We start from the raw sequence: 24,569 nt of genomic DNA, 5'->3' as shown, positions 1-24,569 counted from the left end.
GTGTGTATGAATGATCAGTATTGGCCTGCGGAATGAGCTGATACCTTCGTTGGCTCTAACAACGGCAAGGAGGCCCTTCAATATGAGAACGACATGGATCAGTACCACACCTCCGCCGTCTCCCTGCAAAAACACCTGCTGAACCTGCGCCAGGAACTGGTGCAGCTCAAGGCGCAAGGGCAACTGGAAAAGGCAGATCACCTCGCCGGGCTGATCGCGCATATCGAATTGACACTGGCTGACATGGCCCCGCCCTTCAGGTCACCGACGTTGCAGTGAACACAGGGGCTGGGTGAGCGCTTGGCCTTGAGGGTGGTAACCTGAGGCTCGAGCAGAATGTCACCCACCCTCAGACACCAGGAAGATCCGACACGTGCACGACGCACTCGATAGTCTACTAAGCGCAATTGGCAGCATTTTCGAAGCCATCGGCAACCTGTGTTATGCACTGCTCAACTGGCAAAGTTTCGACAAGCCACGCCGGGTGTTCACCCGTGGCTTCGTGGCGTTCTGCGCATTGGTGGCGGTACTGGAGTTGTGGTTTTTGAATGCGACGTTCGGGCAGGGTGCCTGATGGGGGAATGCGGCTGGGATGACTATGCCCAGGAATGCAAAAAGCCCCGAGTACTCAGGGCTTTGAATGTGGCGTAAGCGTGTGATTCAAGCTCATCGAAATGGCGCCGAGCGGTCTACGCGAAAGCTGTGTACGTGTTTTGTTCCAGGGAGAGCGGCGAAGGGTGTGATAATGGCGAGCAATCACAAGGGCCATGCCATGCTGATCATCTCCAACAACGTGCATCTGCCGGATGCCGACATTGAACTCACCTACATTCGCGCGCAAGGCGCAGGTGGGCAGAACGTCAACAAGGTGTCCAGCGCCGTGCACCTGCGCTTCGACATTCCCGCCTCGTCGCTGCCCGAGTTTTACAAAGAGCGGCTGCTGGCACTGCGTGATAGTCGCATCACCGGCGACGGGGTGTTGATCATCAAGGCCCAGCAGTACCGCACCCAGGAGCAGAACCGCGCTGACGCGCTGGCGCGTCTTGCCGAGTTGATCATCGCTGCCGGCAAGACCGAGAAGAAACGCCGTCCCACCAAGCCGACCCTTGGCTCGAAGACCCGCCGACTCGAAGGGAAAGCCAGGCGGAGCAGTGTCAAGGCGGGGCGGGGGAAGGTGGAGTTCTAGTGCTGGTGATGGAACGGTACTGACAAGTCTTAGTTCTGGGAATGCCAGAAGCAAAAAAGCCCTGAATAATCAGGGCTCTAATGAGAAATTGTGGCGGAAGCGTAGAGATTCGAACTCTAGGATAGTTGCCCATCGACGGTTTTCAAGACCGTTGCCTTAAACCACTCGGCCACGCTTCCAGCTGGTTTTGCGGCGGCAATAATACCTTAATGTAACAAGCTGTCAAACTCTCTGTGTCGCGGGTTGCGGCAGCTCTGGTATGCTCCAGCAACCATACGTTTCATTCGCCAGGCTTCAACGCCTGGGTTCACAGCAAAGGAGTGTCGCCATGCGCGAACAGGATTACGCCGTCCACCACGGCCAGCAGGTCGAGCAGCAGGAGATCAGCAAGGTCCTGCGCAACACGTACAGCCTGCTGGCGCTCACCCTCGCCTTCAGCGGCATCATGGCCTTCGTCTCGCAGCAGATGGGCGTTCGCTACCCCAACGTATTCGTCGTGCTGATCGGCTTCTACGGCCTGTTCTTCCTCACCGCCAAGCTGCGTGATTCGGTCTGGGGCCTGGTATCGACCTTCGCCCTCACCGGCTTCATGGGCTTCATCCTCGGCCCGATCCTCAACCGTTACCTGGGTATGAGCGGTGGCGCCGAAGTCGTCAGCTCGGCATTCGCCATGACCGCACTGGTCTTCGGCGGCCTGTCTGCCTATGTACTGATCACCCGCAAGGACATGAGCTTCCTCGGTGGCTTCATCACCGCTGGCTTCTTCGTCCTGTTGGGCGCCGTGCTGGCCAGCTTCTTCTTCCAGATCAGCGGCCTGCAACTGGCGATCAGCGCCGGCTTCGTACTGTTCTCGTCGGTCTGCATCCTGTTCCAGACCAGCGCCATCATCCACGGCGGCGAGCGCAACTACATCATGGCGACCATCAGCCTGTACGTGTCGATCTACAACCTGTTCGTCAGCCTGCTGCAGCTGTTCGGCATCATGGGCCGCGACGACTGATTCAAGCCCGTCGAGCAGTCAGGAAAAGCCCGCTTCGGCGGGCTTTTTCGTGGCCGATGAAAAGGCCGCATAAACTGACCTTTAAGTCAGCTTAATCGGCGATTGTGACGCTATCTTCCTAACCTCTACCCCTATCGGGATTCAGCCCGTAGAATGCGCTCCTTTTTTCTTCCGGGGCAGCATTTCCCATGAGTTCACACGAACACGGGCCGGGCGCGGCGGCGCCTGCCAACGAACTGGTCCTGGGCCTAGAGGACAAGCCTCGCCTGTTGATCGGCCTGCTGGCGGCACTGCAGCACCTGCTGGCGATCATCGTGCCGATCGTTACCCCTGGGTTGCTGATCTGCCAGGCGCTGGGGGTCTCGGCTCGCGACACCAACCTGATCGTGTCCATGTCGCTGGTGATCTCCGGCATCGCCACCTTCGTGCAGTGCAAGCGCTTTGGGCCGTTCGGCGCCGGCTTGCTGATCGTGCAGGGCACCAGCTTCAACTTCGTTGGCCCGCTGATCGCGGGTGGCGCATTGATGGTCAAGCAGGGCACACCGGTTGAAAGCGTGATGGCGGCCATCTTTGGCGTGGTCATTGCCGGTTCGTTCGTCGAGATGGGTGTTTCGCGCATCCTGCCCTTCGTCAAACGCCTGATTACCCCGCTGGTCACCGGTATCGTCGTGCTGATGATCGGCCTGACCCTGATCAAGGTCGGCCTGATCAGCATGGGCGGCGGCTTCGGCGCCATGGCCAACGGCACCTTCGCCAACGGCGAAAACCTGCTGCTGTCGGGCGTGGTGCTGGCAATCATCGTCATCCTCAACCGTATCCCGGTGGTGTGGATGCGCAGCTGCGCCATCGTAATCGCCTTGGCCGTGGGCTATGCCCTGGCCGGCTACCTGGGCCGTCTGGACTTCACCGGCATGCACCAGGCTGCGTTGTTCCAGGTACCGACGCCGCTGCACTTCGGCGTGAGCTTCTCCTGGGCGCTGTTCATTCCGATGCTGGTGATCTACCTGGTCACTTCGCTGGAAGCCATCGGCGATGTCACCGCCACCAGCAAGGTCTCGCGCCAACCGGTCGAAGGCCCGGTGTGGATGCAGCGGATCAAGGGCGGGGTGCTGGTCAACGGCGCCAACTCGTTGCTGGCCGGCGTGTTCAACACCTTCCCCAGCTCGATCTTCGCCCAGAACAATGGCGTCATTCAGCTGACCGGCATCGCCAGCCGCCATATCGGCATCTGGATCGCCGCCATGCTGGTCCTGCTGGGCCTGTTCCCCAGTGTTGCCGGGGTAATCCAGGCGGTGCCGGAGCCGGTCCTGGGTGGCGCGGCCATGGTGATGTTCGGTGCCGTCGCCGCATCGGGCATCAACATCCTCGCCAGCACCCGCCTCGACCGCCGGGCACTGCTGATCATTTCCGTGTCGCTGGCCCTGGGCCTTGGCGTGGCCCAGGTGCCGGAGTTCCTCGCACACATGCCGGCGGCCCTGCGCAACGTGCTGGAATCGGGCGTCGCCACCGGGGGCATCTGCGCCCTGGTACTCAACTGGTTCCTGCCCGAGAGCAAGGAACAGGCCTGATCGATCACGGCCTTGCAGACCGAGCCCGCGCCCACCAGCGCGGGCTTTTTGCTTTATCATGGCCGCATTCCTTTACACGGGTTTTCCATGAAATTCGCCATTGCGGTCTTTTCCCCGGCGCATGCGCCCTCGTCGCGTCGCGCCCTGCGCTTCGCCGAGGCGGCACTGGCCGGCGGGCATGAAATTGCTCGGCTGTTCTTGTACCAGGACGGGGTGCACAGTGCCTCGGCCAATATCGTCGCGCCGCAGGATGAACTCGACGTGACCAATCACTGGCGCGCGTTCATCAGCAAGCATCAGCTCGACGCCGTGGTCTGCATTGCCGCAGCCCTGCGCAGGGGCGTGCTCAATGAAGAAGAGGCCAACCGTTACCAGCGCCCGGCCGTGAACCTGCCGGCACCCTGGGAACTGTCCGGCCTGGGCCAGCTACACGAGGCCGCTCAAGTCGCCGACCGCCTGATTTGCTTTGGGGGTGATTGAAATGGCCAAATCGCTTCTGATCATCAGCCGCCAGGCGCCGTGGAGCGGCCTGTCCGCCCGTGAAGCCCTGGATATCGCCCTGGCCGGCGGTGCCTTCGACCTGCCGCTGGGCATGCTGTTCCTCGACGACGGGGTGTTCCAGCTGGCTCAAGATCAGCACCCGGACGCCCTGCAGCAGAAGAACCTGGCCGCCAACCTCCAGGCCTTGCCGATGTTCGGCGTCGAGGAGCTGTTCGCCTGCGCTCACAGCCTGGCCCGCCGCGGCCTGGACAGCACCACGCTGGCGTTGCCCGTCGAGGTCCTCGACGATGCCGCACTGGCCGCGCTGATCGCCCGTTTCGACCAGGTGGTAACCCTCTGATGACGACCCTGCACGTACTTGCCCACTCGCCTTTCGCGGACGAACGCCTGGCCAGCTGCCTGCGCCTGCTCGGCCCACAAGACGCGATATTGCTGTGTGGCGACGCCACCTATGCGCTCAAGGCCGGCAGCGAGCCCCTGCGCGCCCTGCAAGCCGCCAACCTCGAACAACGCCTGTTCGCCCTAGACGAAGACCTGCAAGCCCGCGCGCTCAGCAGCCCACTGGCCAAGGCCGTGGACTACCCGGCCTTCGTCGAACTCACCCTGCACTACGACAAGGTCAACAGCTGGCTATGAGTACCCTGACTGTCGGCGATCGCGCCATCGCCCTGGACAAAGACGGTTTTCTGGTCGACCTGCAGGACTGGTCCCACGAGGTCGCCGAATCACTGGCTGCCCGTGAGGACATCGCCCTGACCACCGACCACTGGGAAATCCTCGAGCTGTTGCGCCAGTTCTACGCCGAGTACCAGCTGTCGCCGGCCACCCGCCCGCTGATCAAGTACACCGCGCTAAAACTGGGCACGGAGAAGGGCAACAGCCCGCACCTCAACCGCCTGTTCAATGGCACTCCCGCCAAACTCGCCGCCAAGCTGGCGGGCCTGCCCAAGCCGACCAACTGCATATGAACGCACCTCGCCCGCTCACCCTGGAAACACCGACCGAACACCCCTTCGCCGAATTCGTGCGCATCCTGGGCAAAGGCAAGCGCGGCGCCCGCGGCCTGACCCGCGAGGAGGCCCGCGCAGCCATGACCCTGCTGCTCGAGGGCAAGGTCGAAGACACCCAGCTCGGCGCCTTCCTGATGCTGCTGCGGCACAAGGAAGAAAGCGCCGAGGAACTGGCAGGCTTCACCGAGGCCCTACGCGCCCATCTGCAAGCGCCATGCATCAAGGTCGACCTGGACTGGCCGAGCTACGCCGGCAAGAAGCGCCATCTGCCCTGGTACCTGCTGGCGGCCAAGTGCCTGGCCGGCAATGGCGTACGCATCCTGATGCACGGTGGCGGCGCCCACACCGCCGGGCGCATGTATACCGAACAACTACTCGGCCTGCTGGACATCCCGCTGTGTCGCGACTGGGCAAGCGTTGCGCAAACGCTGGACACTCACCAACTGGCCTTCTTCCCGCTGCAGGACTGGGCGCCGCAGTTGCAGCGCATGATCGACCTGCGCAACACCCTCGGCCTGCGCTCACCGATCCACTCGCTGGCCCGAGTACTCAACCCCCTAGCAGCGCGCTGCGGCCTGCAGAGCATCTTCCACCCCGGTTACCAGGCCGTGCACCGTGAGGCCAGCCGGCTGCTGGGCGACCAGGCATTGGTGATCAAGGGTGACGGTGGCGAGATCGAGATCAACCCGGATGTCACCAGCCATCTTTACGGCGCTTCGGCCGGCGATGCCTGGGACGAGGAGTGGCCGGCCCTGAGCGCCCAGCGCCATGTGAAGCCCGCCAGCCTGCAGCCGGAGCACCTGCTGGCCGTGTGGCGCGGCGAAGCCGAAGACAGCTACGGTGAAATGGCCGTGGTCTCGACCATGGCCCTTGCCCTGCGTGGCCTGGGCCTGGGCCAAGACCGCGAGCTGGCGTTCAGTACCGCCCACGCCTACTGGGCCGCCCGCGGAAACATCAAATAAACAGATCTGTTAGCCGCACTCTTTGCGCTATTCGTTCGAACGCATTGCTCTAGACTGAGCTCCAACGACAAACACTTTGTTCCGAGGAGCTCCAGCATGGGCCTTTTGATCGATGGCCGCTGGCATGACCAGTGGTACCAGACCAGCAAGGACGGCGCCTTCCAGCGCGAAAATTCGCAACGACGCAACCCACTGCCCGCCCCCGAAGCCGGCCGCTACCACCTGTATGTGTCGCTCGCCTGCCCCTGGGCCCACCGCACCCTGATCGTGCGCGCCATCAAAGGGCTGGAGCCGCTGATCGATGTGTCGGTAGTCAGCTGGCTGATGGGCGAGCATGGCTGGACCTTCGACCAGCAGGAAGGCTCCAGCGGCGACCACCTCGATGCCCTGCAGTACCTGCACCAGCGTTATACCCAGGACGACCCGCACTACACCGGGCGCGTGACGGTGCCTGTACTGTGGGACAAACAGGAAAAACGCATCGTCAACAACGAGTCGGCCGAGATCATCCGTATCTTCAACTCGGCATTCGACGAGCTGACCGGCAATACGCTGGACCTCTACCCAGCACCGCTGCGCAGCACCATCGATGCACTCAACGAGCGCATTTACCCGGCAGTGAACAACGGCGTCTACCGCGCAGGTTTCGCCACCACGCAGGAAGCCTACGAAACGGCGTTCGATGAGGTGTTCAATGAGCTGGAGTATCTGGAGGGGCTATTGGCTAGCCAGCGCTACCTGGCCGGCGAATACCTGACCGAAGCTGACGTACGCCTGTTCACCACGCTGGTGCGTTTCGATGCGGTGTACCACGGCCATTTCAAGTGCAACCTGCGCCGCCTGAGCGACTACCCGAACCTGTCCAACTGGCTGCGCGAGCTGTACCAGTGGCCGGGGGTGGCGGGTACGGTGGACATGGAACATATCCAGAAGCACTACTACATGAGCCACAAGACCATCAACCCGAACGGGATCGTGCCCAAGGGGCCGCTGCAAGATTTCAATCGGCCCCATGATCGGGAGCGCTTGCCGGGCAAAGGCATCTGGCAGAGTAAATGAAGACCCCACGTGGGAGCGGGCTTGCCCCGCGATAGCGCCAGAGCAGAGAGCAATGTTGCCGCTGCTGTCGCTATCGCGGGGCAAGCCCGCTCCCACGAGGTGTGCTCAGCTGTTTTGCGAACCTTCAAACCACGCCAGCTTCTCGCGCAACTGCACCACTTCCCCGACGATCACCAGGGTCGGCGCATGCACTTCATGCCGGGCCACCAGCTCAGGCAAGTCGGCCAAGGTACCGGTGAACACCCGCTGATTGCGTGTGGTCCCCTGCTGCACCAGCGCTGCCGGCGTACTGGCCGCACGGCCATGGCGAATCAACTCGGCGCAGATGGTCGGCAGCCCCACCAGCCCCATGTAGAACACCAGGGTTTGCGCAGGCGCCACCAGGTCGTGCCAGGGCAGGTTGCTGGTGCCATCCTTCAGGTGGCCGGTCACGAAACGCACCGACTGGGCATAGTCGCGGTGGGTCAGCGGAATACCGCCGTAGGCCGAACAACCGCTGGCTGCGGTGATGCCAGGCACCACCTGGAACGGGATACCCTGCTCGGCCAGCTCCTCGATCTCTTCGCCACCCCGGCCGAAGATGAACGGATCCCCCCCCTTGAGCCGCAGCACGCGCTTGCCCTGGCGGGCCAGATCGACCAACAGGCGGTTGATCTGGTCCTGCGGCACGCTGTGGTCGGCGCGGCGCTTGCCGACATAGATACGCTCGGCATCGCGCCGGCACATCTCGATGATGGCCGGGGCCACCAGCCGGTCATACAGCACCACGTCGGCCTGCTGCATCAGGCGCAGGGCACGGAAGGTCAGCAGGTCCGGATCACCCGGGCCGGCACCGACCAGATACACCTCGCCACCCTGCTGCACCGGCGCGCCGTCGACCATTGCCTGCAACAGGCGTTCGGCCTCGGCGCCCTGCCCGGCCAGCTGGCGCTCGGCGATCGGCCCCTGGAACACGTTCTCCCAAAAGCCGCGGCGCTGATTGACGTCAGGGTACAAGGCCTTGACCTGATGGCGGAAACGCGCGGCCAGGCCTGCCAATTCGCCATAGGCGGACGGGATCCAGGCCTCCAGCTTGGCGCGAATCAACCGCGCCAGCACCGGCGCGTCGCCACCGCTGGAGACCGCCACCACCAAGGGCGAGCGGTCGACGATGGCGGGGAAGATCACCGTGCACAAGGCCGGCGCGTCAACCACATTGACCGGCAGGCTGCGTGCCTGCGCATCCGCCGAGACCTGGGCATTGAGCCCGGGGTCATCGGTGGCCGCGATCACCAGGCGACAGCCGTCCAGGTCCGACGGCTGATAGCCGCGCACCAGCACCTCGCCACCGCCCTCACGGGCCAGTGCGGCGAGCTGGCCGTCTACCTCCGGCGCCACCACCCGCAGCGCGGCGCCGGCATCGGCCAGCAGGCGCGCCTTGCGCAGGGCGATCTCGCCACCGCCGACGATCAGCACGCGGCCGCCCTGCAGCTTATGGAACAGCGGCAGGTAATCCATCTCAGCGAATGACCTCGACGCCACCCATGTACGGCTTGAGCACTTCCGGCACACGGATCGAGCCGTCGGCCTGCTGGTAGTTCTCCAGCACTGCCACCAGGGTACGGCCTACTGCCAGGCCGGAACCGTTGAGGGTGTGCACCAGCTCCGGCTTGCCGGTTTCCGGGTTGCGCCAGCGCGCCTGCATGCGGCGGGCCTGGAAGTCGCCGCAGTTGGAGCAGGAACTGATTTCACGGTACTTGTCCTGGCTCGGCACCCACACTTCCAGGTCGTAGGTTTTCACCGCGCCGAAGCCCATGTCGCCGGTGCACAGCGCCAGCACGCGATACGGCAGCTCCAGCAACTGCAGCACGCGTTCGGCGTTGGCGGTCAGGCCTTCCAGGGCTTCCATGGATTTTGCCGGTTCCACCACCTGGACCATCTCGACCTTGTCGAACTGGTGCTGGCGGATCATGCCGCGGGTGTCACGGCCCGACGCGCCGGCCTCGCTGCGGAAGCATGGGGTGTGGGCAACCAGCTTGAGCGGCAGTTGCTTGGCGTCGAGGATCTGGTCGGCCACCAGGTTGGTCAGCGACACTTCGGCGGTCGGGATCAGGTAGAAGTCGGCCTCGCCTTCGCGAGTGATCTTGAACAGGTCTTCCTCGAACTTCGGCAGCTGGCCGGTGCCCTGCAGGGCCGGGGCCTGGACCAGGTACGGGGTGTAGTGCTCTTCGTAACCATGCTCGCCGGTGTGCAGGTTGATCATGAACTGCGCCAGGGCGCGGTGCAGGCGGGCAATCGGGCCACGCAGCACGGCGAAGCGGGCACCGGACAGCTTGGCTGCCGCCTCGAAGTCCAGGCCACCGCTGATTTCGCCCAGGGCCACGTGGTCCTTGATCTCGAAGTCGAAGGCCTGCGGGGTGCCCCAGCGGCGCACTTCGACGTTGTCGTCTTCGCTGGCACCGACCGGGACGCTGGCATCCGGCAGGTTGGGGATGGTCAGCAGGATGCCGTCGAGCTCTGCCTGGATGCCGTCCAGCTCGGCCTTGCCGGCGGCCAGCTCGTTGGCCATGCGCTCGACGTCTGCCATCAGCGGGGCGATGTCCTCACCCTTGGCCTTGGCCTGGCCGATGGACTTGGAGCGGGCGTTACGCTCGGCCTGCAGTTGCTCGGTACGGGTCTGCACCGCCTTGCGGCGCTCTTCCAGTGATTCGATGCGCGCGACATCCAGGCTGAAGCCACGGGAGGCCAGGCGGTCCGCCACTTCCTGAAGTTGGCCGCGTAACAGTTTGGAATCGAGCATATCGTTCTCTCGTTATAGGTAGGTGTTGGTTCAGAATCGGGTAAGGGTGAGGCCGGCCCAGGTCGCAAGCAGCCCGCCCACCACGCTAATACCGGTATAGCCCAAGGCTAGCGGAACCTGCCCGCTTTCGAGCAGGCGCACGGTATCCAGGGAAAAGGAAGAAAAGGTGGTCAGGCCACCGAGAAAGCCGACGATCAGCCCAGCGCGCAGCTCCACCGGCACCATGGGTTTGTGCAGGAACAGGCCGTACAGCAGGCCGATCAGCAGGCAGCCCACCAGGTTGACCGCCAGCGTACCGAGATAGAAATGCTTCGGCCAGTTGGCAGCGACCCAGTTGGTGGTGGCAAAGCGCAGCAGGGTACCGGCGATGCCGCCGGCACTGACGGCGGCGATGAGTGCGATCACGGTTTTCTCCGTTGGCGGGGGCTGGTGCGGTCGAGCTCGGCCAGGTGACGCAGCTTTTCGCCGATCTTCAGCTCCAGCCCACGCGGCACCGGCTGGTAGTACTGGCGCGGTTCCAGTTGCTCGGGGAAATAGTCTTCACCGGCGGCATAGGCATCCGGCTCGTCGTGGGCGTAGCGGTATTCCTCGCCGTAGCCCAGCTGCTTCATCAGCTTGGTCGGGGCATTGCGCAGGTGCAGCGGCACCTCCAGCGAACCGTGCTCGGCCGCTTCGCGCATGGCTGCCTTGAAGCCCATGTACACCGCATTGCTTTTCGGGGCGCAGGCGATGTAGGTGATGGCCTGGGCCACCGCCAGCTCGCCTTCCGGGCTGCCCAGGCGCTCCTGCACGTCCCAGGCCGCCAGGCACAGGCTCAGGGCACGCGGGTCGGCGTTGCCGATGTCTTCACTGGCCATGCGCACCACCCGCCGGGCGATGTACAGCGGGTCACAGCCGCCGTCGAGCATGCGCGCGTACCAGTACAGCGCGCCATCGGGGTTGGAGCCACGCACCGACTTGTGCAGCGCCGAGATCTGGTCGTAGAACGCCTCGCCGCCCTTGTCGAAACGTCGACGGCTGTCGCCGAGCAGGCTTTGCAGCAGCTCGACGCCAATTTCACCGCCGTCGTCGGCCAGGTCCGAGGCGTTCTCGAGGAAGTTGAGCATACGCCGGCCATCGCCATCGGCGGCGGCCATGAGCATCTTGAAGGCCTCGTCGCCAACCCGCAGGTTGCGCTTGCCCAGGCCGCGCTCCTCGCTCAGCGCACGGTCGACCAGCTTGCGCAGCGCCGCTTCGTCCAGGCTCTTGAGCACATACACCCGCGCCCGCGACAACAAGGCGTTGTTCAGTTCGAACGAGGGGTTCTCGGTAGTGGCGCCGATGAAGATCAGCGTGCCGTCCTCCACATAGGGCAGGAAGGCGTCCTGTTGCGACTTGTTGAAGCGGTGCACCTCGTCAACGAACAGGATGGTGCGCCGGCCGTACTGGCCGGCCTGCTGCTTGGCCACCTCGACCGCCTGGCGAATCTCCTTCACCCCGGCCAGCACCGCCGAGACCGTTTCGAAGTGCGCATCGCAGAACTGCGCCAGCAACCGCGCCAGGGTGGTCTTGCCCACCCCGGGCGGTCCCCAGAAGATCATCGAATGCAGCGCACCCTGCTCCAGCGCCTCGCGCAGCGGCTTGCCGCGCGCCAGCAGGTGCTCCTGGCCAACGTACTCGTCCAGGTTGGACGGGCGCAGCCGGGCGGCCAGGGGCTGGGCGACGGGTTCGCTTCGAAACAGGTCCATCACGGGCTCCGCTTACTCCTTGATGACGTCCGCGCCTTTGGGGATGTCGAACTTGAAGGTGCTGTCCGGCACCGCCTGGTTGGCCTTGACGCCATTGAACAGGATGTTGGTGCGCTGGCCGACACTGTCGATCAGTTGCATGTCGTTGATCAGGCCCTTGCGGAACGACACGCGCAGCGAGTCGAACAAGGTGTCCTTGGTCTTGGGCTTGAGGGTGAAGTCCATGACTTCGCCCTGCTCCTTGGAGGTGATGTCGAAGCTCTGGCTGATCTTCGACACGTCACCGGACAGCAGCAGCGCCGGGGTCTGGTTCAGACGCACGTCGAGCTTCTTGATGGTGGCCTGTTCCAGATCCGGGTCCCACAGGGTGACGTTCTTGCCGTCGGACACCACCACCTGCTCCTGCGGTGCATTGGTGTGCCAGTAGAACAGGCCCGGGCGCTTGACGGTCATCTTGCCGGAGGTTTCCTGCAGGTTGGCACCGTCGGCGGCAAGGGTCAGCTGGGAAAAGTTGGCTTCAATGGTCTGCGACTTCTCCAGCAACTGGGTCAGGCGCTGCACATCCTGCTCGCCGGCATGGGCCGACAAAGTGCCCGCAGCCAGGGCAGAAACCAACAGCATGCGAATCGCGCGCATGGAAATCCTCGTAGAACAGTGGGTGGGCCGGGCACCTCGTGTGCCCGGCAGGGTGATCTTCAATCGCGTGGGCCGCCCGGGGCAATCACTTCCCGCGAGCCGTTGCTGTTCATGGGGGTGACCACACCGGCCATCTCCATCGACTCGATCATCCGCGCGGCGCGGTTGTAACCGATCTTCAGCTTGCGCTGTACCGCGGAAATCGAGGCCCGGCGGCTTTCCAGCACGAACTGCACGGCTTCGTCGTAGAGGGCGTCGGCTTCCGGGTCATCGCCGTCGCCACCACCACCGCCACCGCCGTCGAAGCCGCTGCCGGCCTCCTCGACACCATTGAGGATGTCGTCGTTGTAGTCCGGCGCGCCACGCAGCTTCCACGCCTCGACCGTGCGATGCACCTCGTCGTCGGAAACGAACGCGCCATGCACGCGGATCGGCAGGCTGGTGCCCGGCGGCATGTACAGCATGTCACCGTGGCCCAGCAGCTGCTCGGCGCCACCCTGGTCGATGATGGTCCGCGAGTCGATCTTGCTCGACACCTGGAACGCCATGCGGGTCGGGATGTTGGCCTTGATCAGGCCGGTGATCACGTCCACCGACGGGCGCTGGGTGGCCAGGATCAGGTGGATACCGGCGGCACGGGCCTTCTGGGCGATACGGGCGATCAGTTCTTCGACCTTCTTGCCGACGATCATCATCATGTCGGCGAATTCGTCGACCACCACCACGATGGTCGGCAGGGTCTTCAGCGTCGGCGGCTCGTCGTCCATGCTCTCGCGACGGTACAGCGGGTCGTGGATGACTTCGCCGGCCTCTTGCGCGTCCTTGATCTTGCGGTTGAAGCCGGCCAGGTTACGCACACCCATGGCCGCCATCAGCTTGTAGCGCCGCTCCATCTCGGCAACGCTCCAGCGCAGGGCATTGGCGGCGTCCTTCATGTCGGTGACCACCGGGCACAGCAGGTGCGGAATGCCTTCGTAGATCGACAGTTCGAGCATTTTCGGGTCGATCATGATCAACCGCGCGTCTTCCGGGCCCGATTTGAACAGGATCGACAGGATCATGGCGTTCACACCCACCGACTTACCGGAGCCAGTGGTACCGGCCACCAGCAGGTGGGGCATCTTCGCCAGGTCGGTGATCACCGGCTTGCCGCCGATATCGTGGCCCAGGGCCAGGGTGACCGGCGACTTGTTCTCGTCGAACTGCGGCGACGACAGCACTTCGGAGAAGCGCACCATCTGGCGGTTCTCGTTGGGGATCTCGATACCCACGGTGGTCTTGCCGGGGATCACTTCGACCACCCGCACGCTGGTCACGGCCAGCGAACGCGCCAGGTCCTTGGCCAGGTTGGCGATGCGGCTGACCTTCACGCCTGCGGCGGGCTGGATTTCGTAACGGGTAATCACCGGGCCCGGGTGAATCGAATCGACAGAGACTTCGACGCCGAACTCTTTCAGTTTGATTTCCAGCAGGTGGCCGACCCCAGCCAGGGACTCCGGCGAGTACTCGATCTTCTTCTGCTCGGCCGGGTCGAGGATGGAGATCGAAGGCAGCGTGCCTTCCACGGCGCTGTCGACGAACAGCGGCGCCTGCTTCTCCTTCATCACCCGCTTGCTCGGCTCGGGCGCCTTGACCTGCGGCGGCGGCATGTTGATCACCGGGGCCGGCTGTTGTTCGCGCTGGGCCACATGCTTGGTCAGGGCTTCGTCGCGCTCGATGATGCGCTCGCGGGCCTTGATCTGCTCGCGTTTGTCCGGCACCACCGGGGCGACCACTTCATCGACCTGCTCGTCCACTTCGCGCAGCTGCGCCACCAGGCGCTTGCGCTCGTTGCGCGCCTCCCACCAGCGGTTGGCGGCACCCTGCACCAGCTCGAACAGGTCGAGGGTGATCTTGCCGGTGACGTCCATCACCTTGAACCACGACAGGTCGGTGAACACGGTCAGACCGAACAGGAACAGCGCAATGAACATCAGCGTGCTGCCCTGCACGTTGAGCAGGTTGCGCGCCAGATCCCCAAGGCTCTCGCCCAGGGCCCCGCCAGCGGAGAACGGCAGGATCTCCGAGGGGTGGAAATGAATATGCGCCAGCGCCGCGCCCGACAGCACCAGGAACACCAGGCCGATCAGCCGCCAGGAAAACAGCCAGCCGCTCCACTGCCAAGGCTGGTGACGTTCGCGGAAGATCTGCCAGGTCTTGATCGCCAGCAGCAGCGGGAAAATGTAGGCGAAGTAGCCGAGCACCATGAACAGGATGTCGGCGAAGTAGGCACCGGCACGGCCAGCGGCGTTCACCACCTGCTCGGTGTTGCTGGTGTGGCTGAAGCCAGGGTCGGAGGTGTCGTAGGTGAGCAGCGCCATCCACAGGTACAGGCACAGGGCACCGACGGCGATCAACGCACCTTCCTTGAGGCGGTAATGCAGCTGTTGCCGCCACAGGGGCACTGGCAAGGGGGCTGGAGTTGCGGTGGATTTCTTCAAAACGCGTCTATTCCTGCGCGAATAGTGATTGACCGGTGACTGGCCAACAAATCACTACTTTTAACATTACTGCCCGCCAGCCGCCATGGCGGCACGCCGTTTCGGGCGTGAACGGGGGCTACTTTCATTTAGTTGCAATTTGAGCATGCATTTTCTTTTGTGACAAAGGCTTATGCTGTGTTTTTGCACAGGTGTGACAGCAAATGCGTCAGATGGTGCCAGCCGGCAGATGAATATGCGGCCTGAGCGGACGCATTCGCGGGTAAACCCGCTCCCACAGGGACCGCGCATAACCTGTAGGAGCGGGTTTACCCGCGAACAGGCAAAGGATGATTGACCCTGCCAGGCGCGCACGCCATGCTGGTCGCCCTCCCCTCCCCCACCGCCCAAGACCCATGCTCACCTGGCTGACCCGCGACTCGCTGACCTTCCCGCCCCTGGAAAAAGCCCTGCATGACCCCAACGGCCTGCTGGCCGCCGGCGGCGACCTCACCCCCGACCGACTGGTCGCAGCCTATCGCCACGGCTGCTTCCCCTGGTACCAGGATGGCCAGCCAATCCTCTGGTGGTCGCCCGACCCACGCACCGTGCTGTTCCCTGACGAACTGCACGTTTCGCGCTCACTGGCCAAGCTGATCCGCCAGGGCCGCTACCAGGTCAGCTTCGACACCGACTTCGCTGCCGTGATTGCCGCCTGCGCCGCGCCACGCGATTACGCCGACGGCACCTGGATCACCGACAACATGCGTGCCGCCTACTGCGAACTGCACCGGCGCGGTTTCGCCCACTCGGTGGAGGTGCGCCAGGATGGCGAGCTGGTGGGCGGCCTCTACGGGCTGGCCATGGGCCGGCTGTTCTTCGGCGAATCGATGTTCAGCCGTGCCGACAACGCGTCGAAAGTGGGCTTCGTAGCCCTGGTCGAGCACCTGCGCGAAGCCGGTTTCGCCCTGATCGACTGCCAGATGCCGACCAACCACCTGCACAGCCTGGGCGCCCGCGCCATCAGCCGGGCGAACTTCGCCGAACACCTGGCCAAGTACCTCGATGCCCCCAACCACGCCACCTGGGTTCGCTAGGCGAGTTCCCGGAGCTGGCTTACACTTAGTAACAACGTCTCACCGAAGGGGTTGATCATGACAGAGCTGGCGCGGTTGAAGTTCTATGCCACTCAACCCCACTCCTGCAGCTACCTGCCGGACGAACAGGCCACCACGCTGTTTCTCGACCCGAGCCAGCCGATGGACGTGCACGTGTACGCCGACCTGTCGGAAATGGGCTTTCGTCGCAGCGGCGACCACCTCTATCGCCCGCATTGCCAGCACTGCAATGCCTGCGTACCGGCGCGCATTCCCGCCGCACGTTTCATCCCCAATCGCCAGCAACGGCGCATCCTCAAGCGCAACGCCGACCTGACCGTCACGGCCGCGCGTCCGGCATTCAAGGAAGAGTATTTCGACCTCTACCGGCGCTACATCGAGCAGCGCCACGCTGATGGCGACATGTACCCGCCAAGCCGCGACCAGTTCGCCACCTTCCTGGTGCGCGACCTGCCGTTCTGCTGGTTCTACGAGTTCCGCCTCGATGGCCGCCTGCTGGCCATCGCGGTCTGCGACCTGCTGCCCAACGGCCTGTCGGCGGTGTACACCTTCTACGAGCCCGAGGAAGAACGCCGCAGCCTCGGCCGCTATGCCATTCTCTGGCAGATCGGCGAAGCCCTGCGGCAGAACCTCGATGCCGTCTACCTGGGCTACTGGATCAAGAACTGCAAGAAAATGAACTACAAGACCCAGTACCGCCCCATCGAATTGCTGATCAACCAGCGCTGGGTCAGCCTCAACTGAAAGCATTGGCTTGAAACACAATTTTCGGGCATAATCCACGCCACTTTTTTTGCCCGGTGCAGTTACGCGTCGGGCCAACTCTGGACACCGAGGGCTTTACTGCATGTCGAAAGAAGACAGCTTCGAAATGGAAGGCACTGTCGTCGACACCCTGCCCAACACCATGTTCCGCGTGGAGTTGGAAAACGGGCACGTCGTTACCGCGCATATCTCTGGCAAGATGCGCAAGAACTACATCCGTATTCTCACTGGCGACAAGGTCCGCGTCGAACTGACGCCATACGACCTGAGCAAGGGCCGCATCACCTACCGTGCGCGCTAAGCTCCAGCCATAAAAAAGCCCGGCCATGTGCCGGGCTTTTTTATGGGCCGTGAAAAGCATCGCGGGGCAAGTCGCATCGGCGCACCGCCGCCCCCACGCCAGCAAACACTGCCTGACGTGGGAGCGGGCTTGCCCCGCGATGATGTTTAAGCGACTTCAGCCGTGGTCTCGTAATCGAACACCAACTCGCCATCGCGCAGATCGATGTGCACCACACCGCCATGCTCGGCCAGCTCACCAAACAGGATCTCTTCGGCCAGCGGCCGCTTGATCTTGTCCTGGATCAGCCGCGCCATCGGCCGCGCGCCCATCTGCACGTCGTAGCCCGAGGCCGCCAACCAGCCGCGCGCGGCATCGGTAACCTCCAGCAGCACGCGCTTGTCCTCGAGCTGCGCCTGCAACTCGATGAGGAACTTGTCGACGATGCTCTTGATGGTCTCGTGGGACAGACGACCAAACTGGATGATGGTGTCCAGGCGGTTGCGGAACTCCGGCGTGAAGCTCTTGCGAATGACCTCCATCGCGTCGGACGAGTGATCCTGATGGGTGAAACCAATCGAGGCCCGCGCCGCGGTTTCGGCACCGGCGTTGGTGGTCATGATCAGGATCACGTTGCGGAAGTCCGCCTTGCGCCCGTTGTTGTCGGTCAGGGTGCCGTGGTCCATCACCTGCAGCAGCAGGTTGAAGACTTCCGGGTGGGCCTTCTCGATTTCATCGAGCAGCAGCACGCAGTGCGGTTGCTTGGTGATTGCCTCGGTCAGCAGGCCACCCTGGTCGAAACCGACGTAGCCCGGTGGCGCACCGATCAGGCGCGACACGGTATGCCGCTCCATGTACTCGGACATGTCGAAGCGTACCAGCTCGACACCCAGCGCCTTGGCCAACTGGCGGGCGGCTTCGGTCTTGCCCACGCCAGTGGGGCCGGCGAACAGGAACGAGCCGACTGGCTTGTCCGGTGCTTTAAGCCCCGCACGCGACAGCTTGATCGCCGTGGCCAGCGAATCGATGGCCGCGTCCTGACCAAATACGGTCAGCTTCAGGTCACGCTCCAGATTGCGCAGCAGCTCTTTGTCGGAACTGGTGACGTGCTTCGGCGGAATCCGCGCGATCTTGGCAACGATATCCTCGACCTGCGGCACCTCGATACGCTTGACCCGGCTGGCTTCCGGCTGCAGACGCTGGTAGGCACCCGCCTCGTCGATCACGTCGATGGCCTTGTCCGGCATGTGCCGATCATTGATGTAACGCGAAGCCAGCTCTGCAGCTGCCCGCAACGCCTCATCGCTGTACTCGATGTTGTGATGGCTCTCGAAGCGCCCTTTCAAGCCGCGCAGGATACCAACGGTGTCCTCCACCGAAGGCTCGGTGACATCGACCTTCTGGAAACGCCGCGCCAGGGCGCGGTCCTTCTCGAAGATGCCACGAAACTCCTGGAAGGTGGTCGAGCCGATGCAGCGGATATCACCCGACGACAGTAACGGCTTGAGCAGATTGGAGGCATCCATCACACCGCCGGAAGCTGCACCGGCACCGATGATGGTGTGGATCTCGTCGATGAACAGGATCGCCTGCGGACGTTTTTTCAGCTCGCCGAGCAGCGCCTTGAAGCGCTTCTCGAAGTCGCCGCGGTACTTGGTACCCGCCAGCAGCGCACCCAGGTCGAGCGAATAGACCACGCTCTGGGCCAGCAGATCGGGCACCTGGCCATCGACGATGCGCTTGGCCAGGCCTTCGGCGATGGCGGTCTTGCCCACCCCGGCCTCGCCGACCAGCAGCGGGTTGTTCTTGCGGCGACGAGCGAGGATCTGCGCAACGCGCTCGACCTCCTGCTCGCGGCCCACCAGCGGGTCGATACGCCCGGCACGGGCCAGTTCGTTCAGGTTGCTGGCATAGGCGTCCAGCGGATTGCTGGACGACGAGGTTTCGCCACCCTCCTCGTCCTGCATGTCCTGGTCGCTGTCGTTGTGCGACCCGTGGCCAGGCACCTTGCTGATGCCATGGGCGATGTAGTTGACCACATCGATGCGCGCCACGCTCTGCTGCTTGAGCAGAAACACCGCCTGGCTTTCCTGTTCGCTGAAGATCGCCACCAGCACGTTGGCGCCGGTCACTTCGCGCTTGCCGGAACTTTGCACATGGAACACGGCACGCTGCAGCACACGCTGGAAGCCCAGCGTCGGTTGCGTTTCACGGTCCTCGTCATGCACGGGGATCAGCGGCGTGGTCGAATCGATGAACTCCTGCAGGTCATGCTTGAGCTTGTCGAGATTGGCGCCACAGGCGCGCAGAACGGTCGCGGCAGCCTCATTGTCAAGGAGTGCCAGCAGCAGATGTTCGACGGTCATGAACTCATGACGCTTCGAACGAGCCTCCTTGAAGGCCAGATTGAGGGTGACTTCGAGCTCGCGGTTTAACATAGCTTCACCTCATACCCAAGTGGTCGGCGATTAACCGTCCTTCTCGATTTCACAGAGTAGCGGATGCTGGCTTTCCCTGGCGTATTGGTTGACCTGCATGGCCTTTGTCTCGGCGATGTCCCGGGTAAACAATCCGCACACTGCTCGCCCTTCGGTATGGACGGTCAGCATGATCTTGGTCGCCAGCTCGCGGTTCAGATTGAAGAACGTCTCGAGCACTTCGACGACGAAATCCATTGGTGTGTAGTCATCATTGAACAAAACCACCTTGTACATCGGTGGCGCCTGCAGGATCGGTTTGGCCTCCTGCACCGCAAGGCCGGCACCGTCATCCTCATGCCCGTCCTCATGGGACTGCGGGCGGTCCTGATTGAATGTTAGTCGAATCTCACTGGGTACATGCATGGAAAGAATTTCATCATGATCGACAGGTTAAGGTTGTGAGTTGACCGCGCAGGCCCCTGTCGGCGCGGGCGCCGGGTGACCTTGACTATCGGCAAAACGGTGTTACAACCAATAAGAACCCACCGTGGTCGATAAAGATCCGCGCAGTCAACCAGATTTTTCGCAAGGTTCGTATGCGGATAACGTGGATGATACTCCAGTGATGGAGTCCTTTGCAGAGGGACATAGGGATGGCAAGCGGTAAAGTCAAGTGGTTCAACAATGCCAAGGGCTATGGATTCATCAATGAAGAGGGTAAGAGCGAAGACCTGTTCGCCCATTACTCCGCCATCCAGATGGATGGCTACAAGACATTGAAAGCCGGCCAGGCAGTCACGTTCGAGCTCGTGCAAGGTCCCAAGGGCACGCATGCGGTGAATATCCAGAGTGTCACCGCCAGCAGTGCAGGTACCAGCACAGGCAATGCCGCCCCTGCCAATACCGCCCAAGCCTGATCCCCGCTCATTGCCGGTATACGAAAAAACGGCCGCTTCTTTAATAAAGAGGCGGCCGGTTTTTTTGCCCGCCTTACATGTGCTTGATCATTGCCTCGCCAAAGCCGGAACTGCCGACCAGCGTTGCGCCGTCCATCAGACGCTCAAAATCATAAGTCACCGTCTTGGCCGCAATCGCGCCATTGGTGCCCTTGATGATCAGGTCGGCGGCCTCGGTCCACCCCATGTGCCGCAGCATCATTTCGGCCGACAGGATCACCGAGCCTGGGTTGACCTGATCCTTGCCAGCGTATTTGGGCGCAGTGCCGTGGGTGGCCTCGAACATGGCCACGGTATCCGACAGGTTGGCCCCCGGCGCGATGCCGATGCCGCCCACCTCCGCCGCCAGCGCGTCGGACAGGTAGTCGCCATTGAGGTTGAGCGTGGCGATCACGTCGTATTCGGCCGGGCGCAGCAGGATCTGCTGGAGCATGGCATCGGCGATGGCGTCCTTGACGATCACTTCACGGCCGGTCTTCGGGTTCTTGAACTTCATCCAGGGGCCGCCGTCCAGCAGTTCGGCGCCGAACTCGTCACGGGCCACTTCATAACCCCAATCCTTGAACGCGCCTTCGGTGAACTTCATGATGTTGCCCTTGTGCACCAGGGTCAGCGACTTGCGATCGTTGTCCACCACATACTGCAGCGCCTTGCGCACCAGGCGCTTGGTGCCCTCCCGGGAAACCGGCTTGACGCCGATACCGCAGTCCTGGTCGAAACGGATCTTGGTAACGCCCATTTCCTCCTTGAGGAACTTGATCACCTTGTTCGCCTCGGGCGAGCCGGCCTTCCACTCGATACCTGCATAGATGTCTTCTGAGTTCTCGCGGAAGATCACCATGTCGACGTCACCCGGCTTCTTCACAGGGCTGGGCACACCCTGGAACCACACCACAGGCCGCAGGCACACGTAAAGGTCGAGCTGCTGGCGCAACGCCACGTTGAGCGAGCGAATACCGCCACCGACCGGCGTGGTCAGCGGCCCCTTGATCGACACCACATAGTCTTTCACCGCATCCAGGGTTTCCTGGGGCAGCCAGGTGTCCTGGTCATAGACTTGCGTGGCCTTCTCGCCGGCATATACCTCCATCCAGGCGATCTTGCGCTTGCCGCCGTAGGCCTTCTGCACGGCTGCATCCACCACCTTGATCATCACCGGCGAAACGTCCACGCCGATACCGTCGCCTTCGATGTAGGGGATGATGGGGTTGTCGGGAACATTGAGCGAATGGTCTGCATTGACGGTGATCTTGGTGCCGTCAGTCGGAACCTTGATTTTCTGGTATCCCATGCTGCACTACTCCGCTTTTCGCTGGTGTGATTGAAAAACGCGCGATGCACTGAGCCTAAACCAGGATTGCCGAGCTGCAAGCTGCAAGTTTCAAGCGGCAAGAGATGAGCTGTTCTTGCACCTTGCAGCTTGCGACTTGCAGCTTGCGACTTGCAGCTGCCGCCCTGCGGCATTGCGCCACATTGCCCCTACGTCTTTGGTCTTATAAATGGCGCGATCGCACTTGACCTTGCTGAATCGACCAAAGGGTTTGATATACTGCGCCGCGACCGCAGGGTCATCGGGGCGAATCCCAGGAAAATGCGGACCGCCCTTGGCCATGAATGGCCACGAAGCCTGGGTTGTTACCGCACCCCAGCACTTGACGCTCGACTGATGCATCCACCATCACCGCTCGCAGCCTCTCGACTTTCCGCTCATGGCGATGCCAGGGCGAAGCGCCTACCCTGCGCACCTCGAGACTCGAGTACGCTCAGCACATAGAGAGTTAACCCGCATGCCCACCCGTTCCAAGATCATCTACACCTTCACCGACGAAGCCCCCGCCCTCGCCACCTATTCGCTGCTGCCGATCGTCGAAGCCTTCACTGCTTGCGCCGACATCGCCGTCGAAACCCGCGACATCTCCCTGGCCGGCCGCATCCTCGCGGCGTTCCCGGAGCAACTGGGCACCCAGAAGCAGGTAGCCGATCACCTGGCGGAACTGGGCCAGCTGGCCACCACCCCTGAAGCCAACATCATCAAGCTGCCGAACATCTCCGCTTCGGTCCCGCAGTTGAAGGCCGCCATCAAGGAACTGCAAGCCAAGGGCTTCAACATTCCTGACTACGCCGACGAGCCGGCCAGCGCCGAAGAGAAAGAATCCCGCGCACGCTACGACCGCATCAAAGGTTCGGCCGTGAACCCCGTGCTGCGCGAAGGCAACTCCGACCGCCGCGCACCGCTGTCGGTCAAGAACTACGCCCGCAAGCACCCGCACAAAATGGGCGCCTGGGCCGCCGACTCCAAGTCGCACGTTGCCCACATGACCCAGGGCGACTTCTACGGCAGCGAGAAAGCCGCACTGATCGAGGCTGACGACAGCCTGCGCATCGAGCTGGTCGGCAAAGACGGCAGCACCACCGTCCTGAAAGAAAAGACCGCGGTCAAGGCCGCCGAAGTCATCGACTGCGCCACCATGAGCCGCAAAGCGCTCAAGGCCTTCATCGCCGAGCAGATCGCCGATGCCAAGGCATCTGGCGTGCTGCTGTCGGTACACCTGAAAGCCACCATGATGAAGGTCTCCGACCCGATCATGTTCGGCGTGATCGTCGAAGAGTTCTACGGCGACGTGCTCAACAAGCACGCCGCAGCCCTGACCGAAGTAGGCTTCAACGCCAACAACGGTATCGGCGACCTGTACGCCCGCATCAAGGACCTGCCAGCCGACAAGCAGGCCGAGATCGAAGCCGACATCCAGGCCCTGTACGCCGTTCGTCCGGCCCTGGCCATGGTCAACTCGGACAAAGGCATCACCAACCTGCACGTACCGAGCGACGTCATCGTCGACGCCTCGATGCCTGCGATGATCCGTGACTCGGGCAAGATGTGGAACACCGCCGGCGAGCTGCAAGACGCCAAGGCCGTGATCCCGGACCGCTGCTACGCCGGCATCTACCAGGCCACCATCGAAGACTGCAAAGTCAACGGCGCCTTCGACCCGACCACCATGGGCAGCGTACCGAACGTTGGCCTGATGGCGCAGAAAGCCGAAGAATACGGCTCCCACGACAAGACCTTCCAGATCAAGGCCGACGGCGTCGTGCGCGTGGTCGACGGCAAGGGCAAAGTCGTGCTGGAGCAGAACGTCGAAGCCGGTGACATCTTCCGCATGTGCCAGACCAAGGACGCGCCGATCCAGGACTGGGTCAAGCTGGCCGTCAACCGCGCCCGCCTGAGCAACACCCCGGCGGTGTTCTGGCTGGACCCGGCCCGCGCCCACGACGGCGTGATGATCGAGAAGGTACAGGCGTACCTGAAGGATCACGACACCACCGGCCTGGACATCCGCGTCCTGGCCCCGGTCGATGCCATCAAGTTCTCCCTGGCCCGCATCCGCGAAGGCAAGGACACCATCTCGGTGACCGGCAACGTGCTGCGCGACTACCTGACCGACCTGTTCCCGATCATGGAGCTGGGCACCAGCGCCAAGATGCTGTCGATCGTCCCGCTGATGAACGGCGGTGGCCTGTTCGAAACCGGCGCCGGCGGTTCGGCACCGAAGCACGTGCAGCAGCTGGTCGAAGAGAACTTCCTGCGCTGGGATTCGCTGGGTGAGTTCCTGGCCCTGGCCGCCTCGCTCGAGCACCTGGGCAACACCTACGCCAACCCGCGCGCCAAGGTCCTGGCCAACACCCTGGACCAGGCCACCGGCAAGTTCCTCGACACCAACAAGTCGCCTTCGCGCAAGGTCGGCGGTATCGACAACCGTGGCAGCCACTTCTACCTGACCCTGTACTGGGCAGAGGCCCTGGCCGCCCAGAGCGACGACGCCGCCCTGCAGGCGCGCTTCGCCCCGCTGGCAAAAACCCTGGCCGAGAACGAAGCGACCATCGTCGCCGAGCTCAACGCCGTTCAGGGCAAGCCGGCCGACATCGGTGGCTACTACGCCCCGGATGCCGAGCTGACCGCCAAGGTGATGCGCCCAAGCCAGACCCTGAACAGCGCCATCGCGGCACTGTAAGGTTCGCTTGAAGTAACAGCACAAACCCCGGCCACGCACCGGGGTTTGTGCTTTCTGAAGCCTGTGAAAAACTCCGTGGGAGCGGGCTTGCCCCGCGATTGCGTCCGTTCAGGTACATTGCAATCGCGGG

Annotated in this window: 25 protein-coding genes and 1 tRNA gene; 16 read left to right on the top strand and 10 right to left on the bottom strand. The window is 63.0% G+C overall.

The window, feature by feature from the left end; translation table 11 throughout:
* The first annotated feature begins 93 nt into the window (after positions 1 to 93).
* The 3 genes from F6X61_RS14070 to arfB all read left to right on the top strand — a co-directional run bounded on the left by F6X61_RS14070 (position 94) and on the right by arfB (position 1,186).
* Complete coding sequence (locus F6X61_RS14070) at positions 94 to 279, top strand: hypothetical protein (protein ID WP_153787135.1); 186 nt, start codon at positions 94 to 96, stop codon at positions 277 to 279.
* A 94-nt stretch (positions 280 to 373) separates the two neighbouring features.
* Positions 374 to 574: a hypothetical protein gene (locus F6X61_RS14065; RefSeq protein WP_153787134.1), complete on the top strand. Its 201-nt coding sequence runs from the start codon at positions 374 to 376 to the stop codon at positions 572 to 574.
* A gap of 198 nt (positions 575 to 772) precedes the next feature.
* Positions 773 to 1,186: an alternative ribosome rescue aminoacyl-tRNA hydrolase ArfB gene (gene arfB / locus F6X61_RS14060; RefSeq protein WP_153787133.1), complete on the top strand. Its 414-nt coding sequence runs from the start codon at positions 773 to 775 to the stop codon at positions 1,184 to 1,186.
* Between the two features lie 91 nt (positions 1,187 to 1,277).
* Here the strand turns inward: arfB and F6X61_RS14055 are convergent.
* Positions 1,278 to 1,365: transfer RNA gene (locus F6X61_RS14055), tRNA-Ser, on the bottom strand.
* 149 nt (positions 1,366 to 1,514) lie between these two features.
* Here F6X61_RS14055 and F6X61_RS14050 point away from each other — a divergent pair.
* From F6X61_RS14050 to F6X61_RS14015, 8 genes are all read left to right on the top strand, one after another.
* On the top strand, positions 1,515 to 2,186 hold the full coding sequence (locus F6X61_RS14050) for a Bax inhibitor-1/YccA family protein (RefSeq protein WP_153787132.1): 672 nt from the start codon (positions 1,515 to 1,517) through the stop codon (positions 2,184 to 2,186).
* Positions 2,187 to 2,374: 188 nt separating this feature from the next.
* Positions 2,375 to 3,754 carry a nucleobase:cation symporter-2 family protein gene (locus F6X61_RS14045; protein WP_153787131.1) on the top strand — a complete coding sequence of 460 codons (1,380 nt, stop codon included), beginning with the start codon at positions 2,375 to 2,377 and terminating at the stop codon, positions 3,752 to 3,754.
* An 87-nt stretch (positions 3,755 to 3,841) separates the two neighbouring features.
* Positions 3,842 to 4,234, top strand: coding sequence for a sulfurtransferase complex subunit TusD (gene tusD / locus F6X61_RS14040; RefSeq protein ID WP_153787152.1), 393 nt, complete (start codon positions 3,842 to 3,844; stop codon positions 4,232 to 4,234).
* Position 4,235: 1 nt separating this feature from the next.
* Positions 4,236 to 4,595, top strand: a complete 360-nt coding sequence (tusC, locus tag F6X61_RS14035) for a sulfurtransferase complex subunit TusC (protein WP_153787130.1) — start codon at positions 4,236 to 4,238, stop codon at positions 4,593 to 4,595.
* Positions 4,595 to 4,891 (top strand): sulfurtransferase complex subunit TusB, encoded by a 297-nt coding sequence (tusB, locus tag F6X61_RS14030; RefSeq protein ID WP_153787129.1) that lies wholly within the window; start codon positions 4,595 to 4,597, stop codon positions 4,889 to 4,891. The genes tusC and tusB overlap by 1 nt, the downstream gene beginning before the upstream one ends.
* A complete protein-coding gene (locus F6X61_RS14025; protein WP_125464648.1) occupies positions 4,888 to 5,223 on the top strand; it encodes a TusE/DsrC/DsvC family sulfur relay protein in 336 nt (111 codons plus the stop codon). Before tusB ends, F6X61_RS14025 begins: the two co-directional genes overlap by 4 nt.
* The gene (locus tag F6X61_RS14020) at positions 5,220 to 6,227 is read left to right on the top strand and encodes a glycosyl transferase family protein (protein WP_153787128.1); all 1,008 of its coding nucleotides are present in this window, start codon (positions 5,220 to 5,222) and stop codon (positions 6,225 to 6,227) included. The genes F6X61_RS14025 and F6X61_RS14020 overlap by 4 nt, the downstream gene beginning before the upstream one ends.
* Positions 6,228 to 6,323: 96 nt before the next feature.
* A complete protein-coding gene (locus F6X61_RS14015) occupies positions 6,324 to 7,286 on the top strand; it encodes a glutathione S-transferase family protein (protein WP_153787127.1) in 963 nt (320 codons plus the stop codon).
* A gap of 105 nt (positions 7,287 to 7,391) precedes the next feature.
* Here the strand turns inward: F6X61_RS14015 and cysG are convergent, their stop codons facing one another.
* From cysG to ftsK, 6 genes are read right to left on the bottom strand one after another with little or no spacing between them, the layout of a single operon-like run.
* Positions 7,392 to 8,783, bottom strand: coding sequence for a siroheme synthase CysG (cysG, locus tag F6X61_RS14010; RefSeq protein ID WP_153787126.1), 1,392 nt, complete (start codon positions 8,781 to 8,783; stop codon positions 7,392 to 7,394).
* Position 8,784: 1 nt separating this feature from the next.
* On the bottom strand, positions 8,785 to 10,065 hold the full coding sequence (gene serS, locus F6X61_RS14005) for a serine--tRNA ligase (RefSeq protein WP_153787125.1): 1,281 nt from the start codon (positions 10,063 to 10,065) through the stop codon (positions 8,785 to 8,787).
* A 30-nt stretch (positions 10,066 to 10,095) separates the two neighbouring features.
* On the bottom strand, positions 10,096 to 10,470 hold the full coding sequence (gene crcB / locus F6X61_RS14000) for a fluoride efflux transporter CrcB (RefSeq protein ID WP_153787124.1): 375 nt from the start codon (positions 10,468 to 10,470) through the stop codon (positions 10,096 to 10,098).
* The gene (locus F6X61_RS13995) at positions 10,467 to 11,792 is read right to left on the bottom strand and encodes a replication-associated recombination protein A (RefSeq protein WP_110993204.1); all 1,326 of its coding nucleotides are present in this window, start codon (positions 11,790 to 11,792) and stop codon (positions 10,467 to 10,469) included. Before F6X61_RS13995 ends, crcB begins: the two co-directional genes overlap by 4 nt.
* A gap of 12 nt (positions 11,793 to 11,804) precedes the next feature.
* Positions 11,805 to 12,428, bottom strand: a complete 624-nt coding sequence (gene lolA / locus F6X61_RS13990) for an outer membrane lipoprotein chaperone LolA (protein ID WP_110993203.1) — start codon at positions 12,426 to 12,428, stop codon at positions 11,805 to 11,807.
* A 59-nt stretch (positions 12,429 to 12,487) separates the two neighbouring features.
* Positions 12,488 to 14,908 (bottom strand): DNA translocase FtsK, encoded by a 2,421-nt coding sequence (gene ftsK / locus F6X61_RS13985; protein WP_153787123.1) that lies wholly within the window; start codon positions 14,906 to 14,908, stop codon positions 12,488 to 12,490.
* 395 nt (positions 14,909 to 15,303) lie between these two features.
* On the opposite strand from ftsK, the gene aat reads away from it, so the two are divergent.
* From aat to infA, 3 genes are all read left to right on the top strand, one after another.
* Positions 15,304 to 15,984 (top strand): leucyl/phenylalanyl-tRNA--protein transferase, encoded by a 681-nt coding sequence (gene aat, locus F6X61_RS13980; RefSeq protein ID WP_153787122.1) that lies wholly within the window; start codon positions 15,304 to 15,306, stop codon positions 15,982 to 15,984.
* 57 nt (positions 15,985 to 16,041) lie between these two features.
* Positions 16,042 to 16,749 carry an arginyltransferase gene (locus F6X61_RS13975; RefSeq protein WP_125464656.1) on the top strand — a complete coding sequence of 236 codons (708 nt, stop codon included), beginning with the start codon at positions 16,042 to 16,044 and terminating at the stop codon, positions 16,747 to 16,749.
* A 103-nt stretch (positions 16,750 to 16,852) separates the two neighbouring features.
* Positions 16,853 to 17,071, top strand: a complete 219-nt coding sequence (gene infA, locus F6X61_RS13970) for a translation initiation factor IF-1 (protein ID WP_002553999.1) — start codon at positions 16,853 to 16,855, stop codon at positions 17,069 to 17,071.
* A gap of 146 nt (positions 17,072 to 17,217) precedes the next feature.
* Here infA and clpA read toward each other — a convergent pair whose 3' ends face one another.
* Together clpA and clpS are read right to left on the bottom strand one after the other, a co-directional pair.
* Positions 17,218 to 19,488, bottom strand: a complete 2,271-nt coding sequence (gene clpA, locus F6X61_RS13965) for an ATP-dependent Clp protease ATP-binding subunit ClpA (RefSeq protein ID WP_153787121.1) — start codon at positions 19,486 to 19,488, stop codon at positions 17,218 to 17,220.
* A gap of 30 nt (positions 19,489 to 19,518) precedes the next feature.
* Positions 19,519 to 19,893, bottom strand: coding sequence for an ATP-dependent Clp protease adapter ClpS (gene clpS, locus F6X61_RS13960; RefSeq protein WP_028692390.1), 375 nt, complete (start codon positions 19,891 to 19,893; stop codon positions 19,519 to 19,521).
* A gap of 230 nt (positions 19,894 to 20,123) precedes the next feature.
* On the opposite strand from clpS, the gene cspD reads away from it, so the two are divergent.
* On the top strand, positions 20,124 to 20,387 hold the full coding sequence (gene cspD / locus F6X61_RS13955) for a cold shock domain-containing protein CspD (RefSeq protein WP_153787120.1): 264 nt from the start codon (positions 20,124 to 20,126) through the stop codon (positions 20,385 to 20,387).
* 73 nt (positions 20,388 to 20,460) lie between these two features.
* On the opposite strand, the gene icd is transcribed toward cspD, so the two are convergent.
* Positions 20,461 to 21,717, bottom strand: a complete 1,257-nt coding sequence (icd, locus tag F6X61_RS13950; RefSeq protein ID WP_153787119.1) for an NADP-dependent isocitrate dehydrogenase — start codon at positions 21,715 to 21,717, stop codon at positions 20,461 to 20,463.
* A gap of 496 nt (positions 21,718 to 22,213) precedes the next feature.
* Between icd and F6X61_RS13945 the strand changes: the two genes are divergently transcribed.
* Positions 22,214 to 24,439 (top strand): NADP-dependent isocitrate dehydrogenase, encoded by a 2,226-nt coding sequence (locus tag F6X61_RS13945; RefSeq protein WP_153787118.1) that lies wholly within the window; start codon positions 22,214 to 22,216, stop codon positions 24,437 to 24,439.
* Positions 24,440 to 24,569: the final 130 nt, after the last annotated feature.

This window comes from Pseudomonas sp. EMN2 (genome assembly GCF_009650555.1).
In the GTDB taxonomy this organism is placed as follows: domain Bacteria; phylum Pseudomonadota; class Gammaproteobacteria; order Pseudomonadales; family Pseudomonadaceae; genus Aquipseudomonas; species Aquipseudomonas sichuanensis.
Note: the sequence above shows the minus strand (reverse complement) of the source record. Positions and strands in the feature narration are given on the sequence as shown.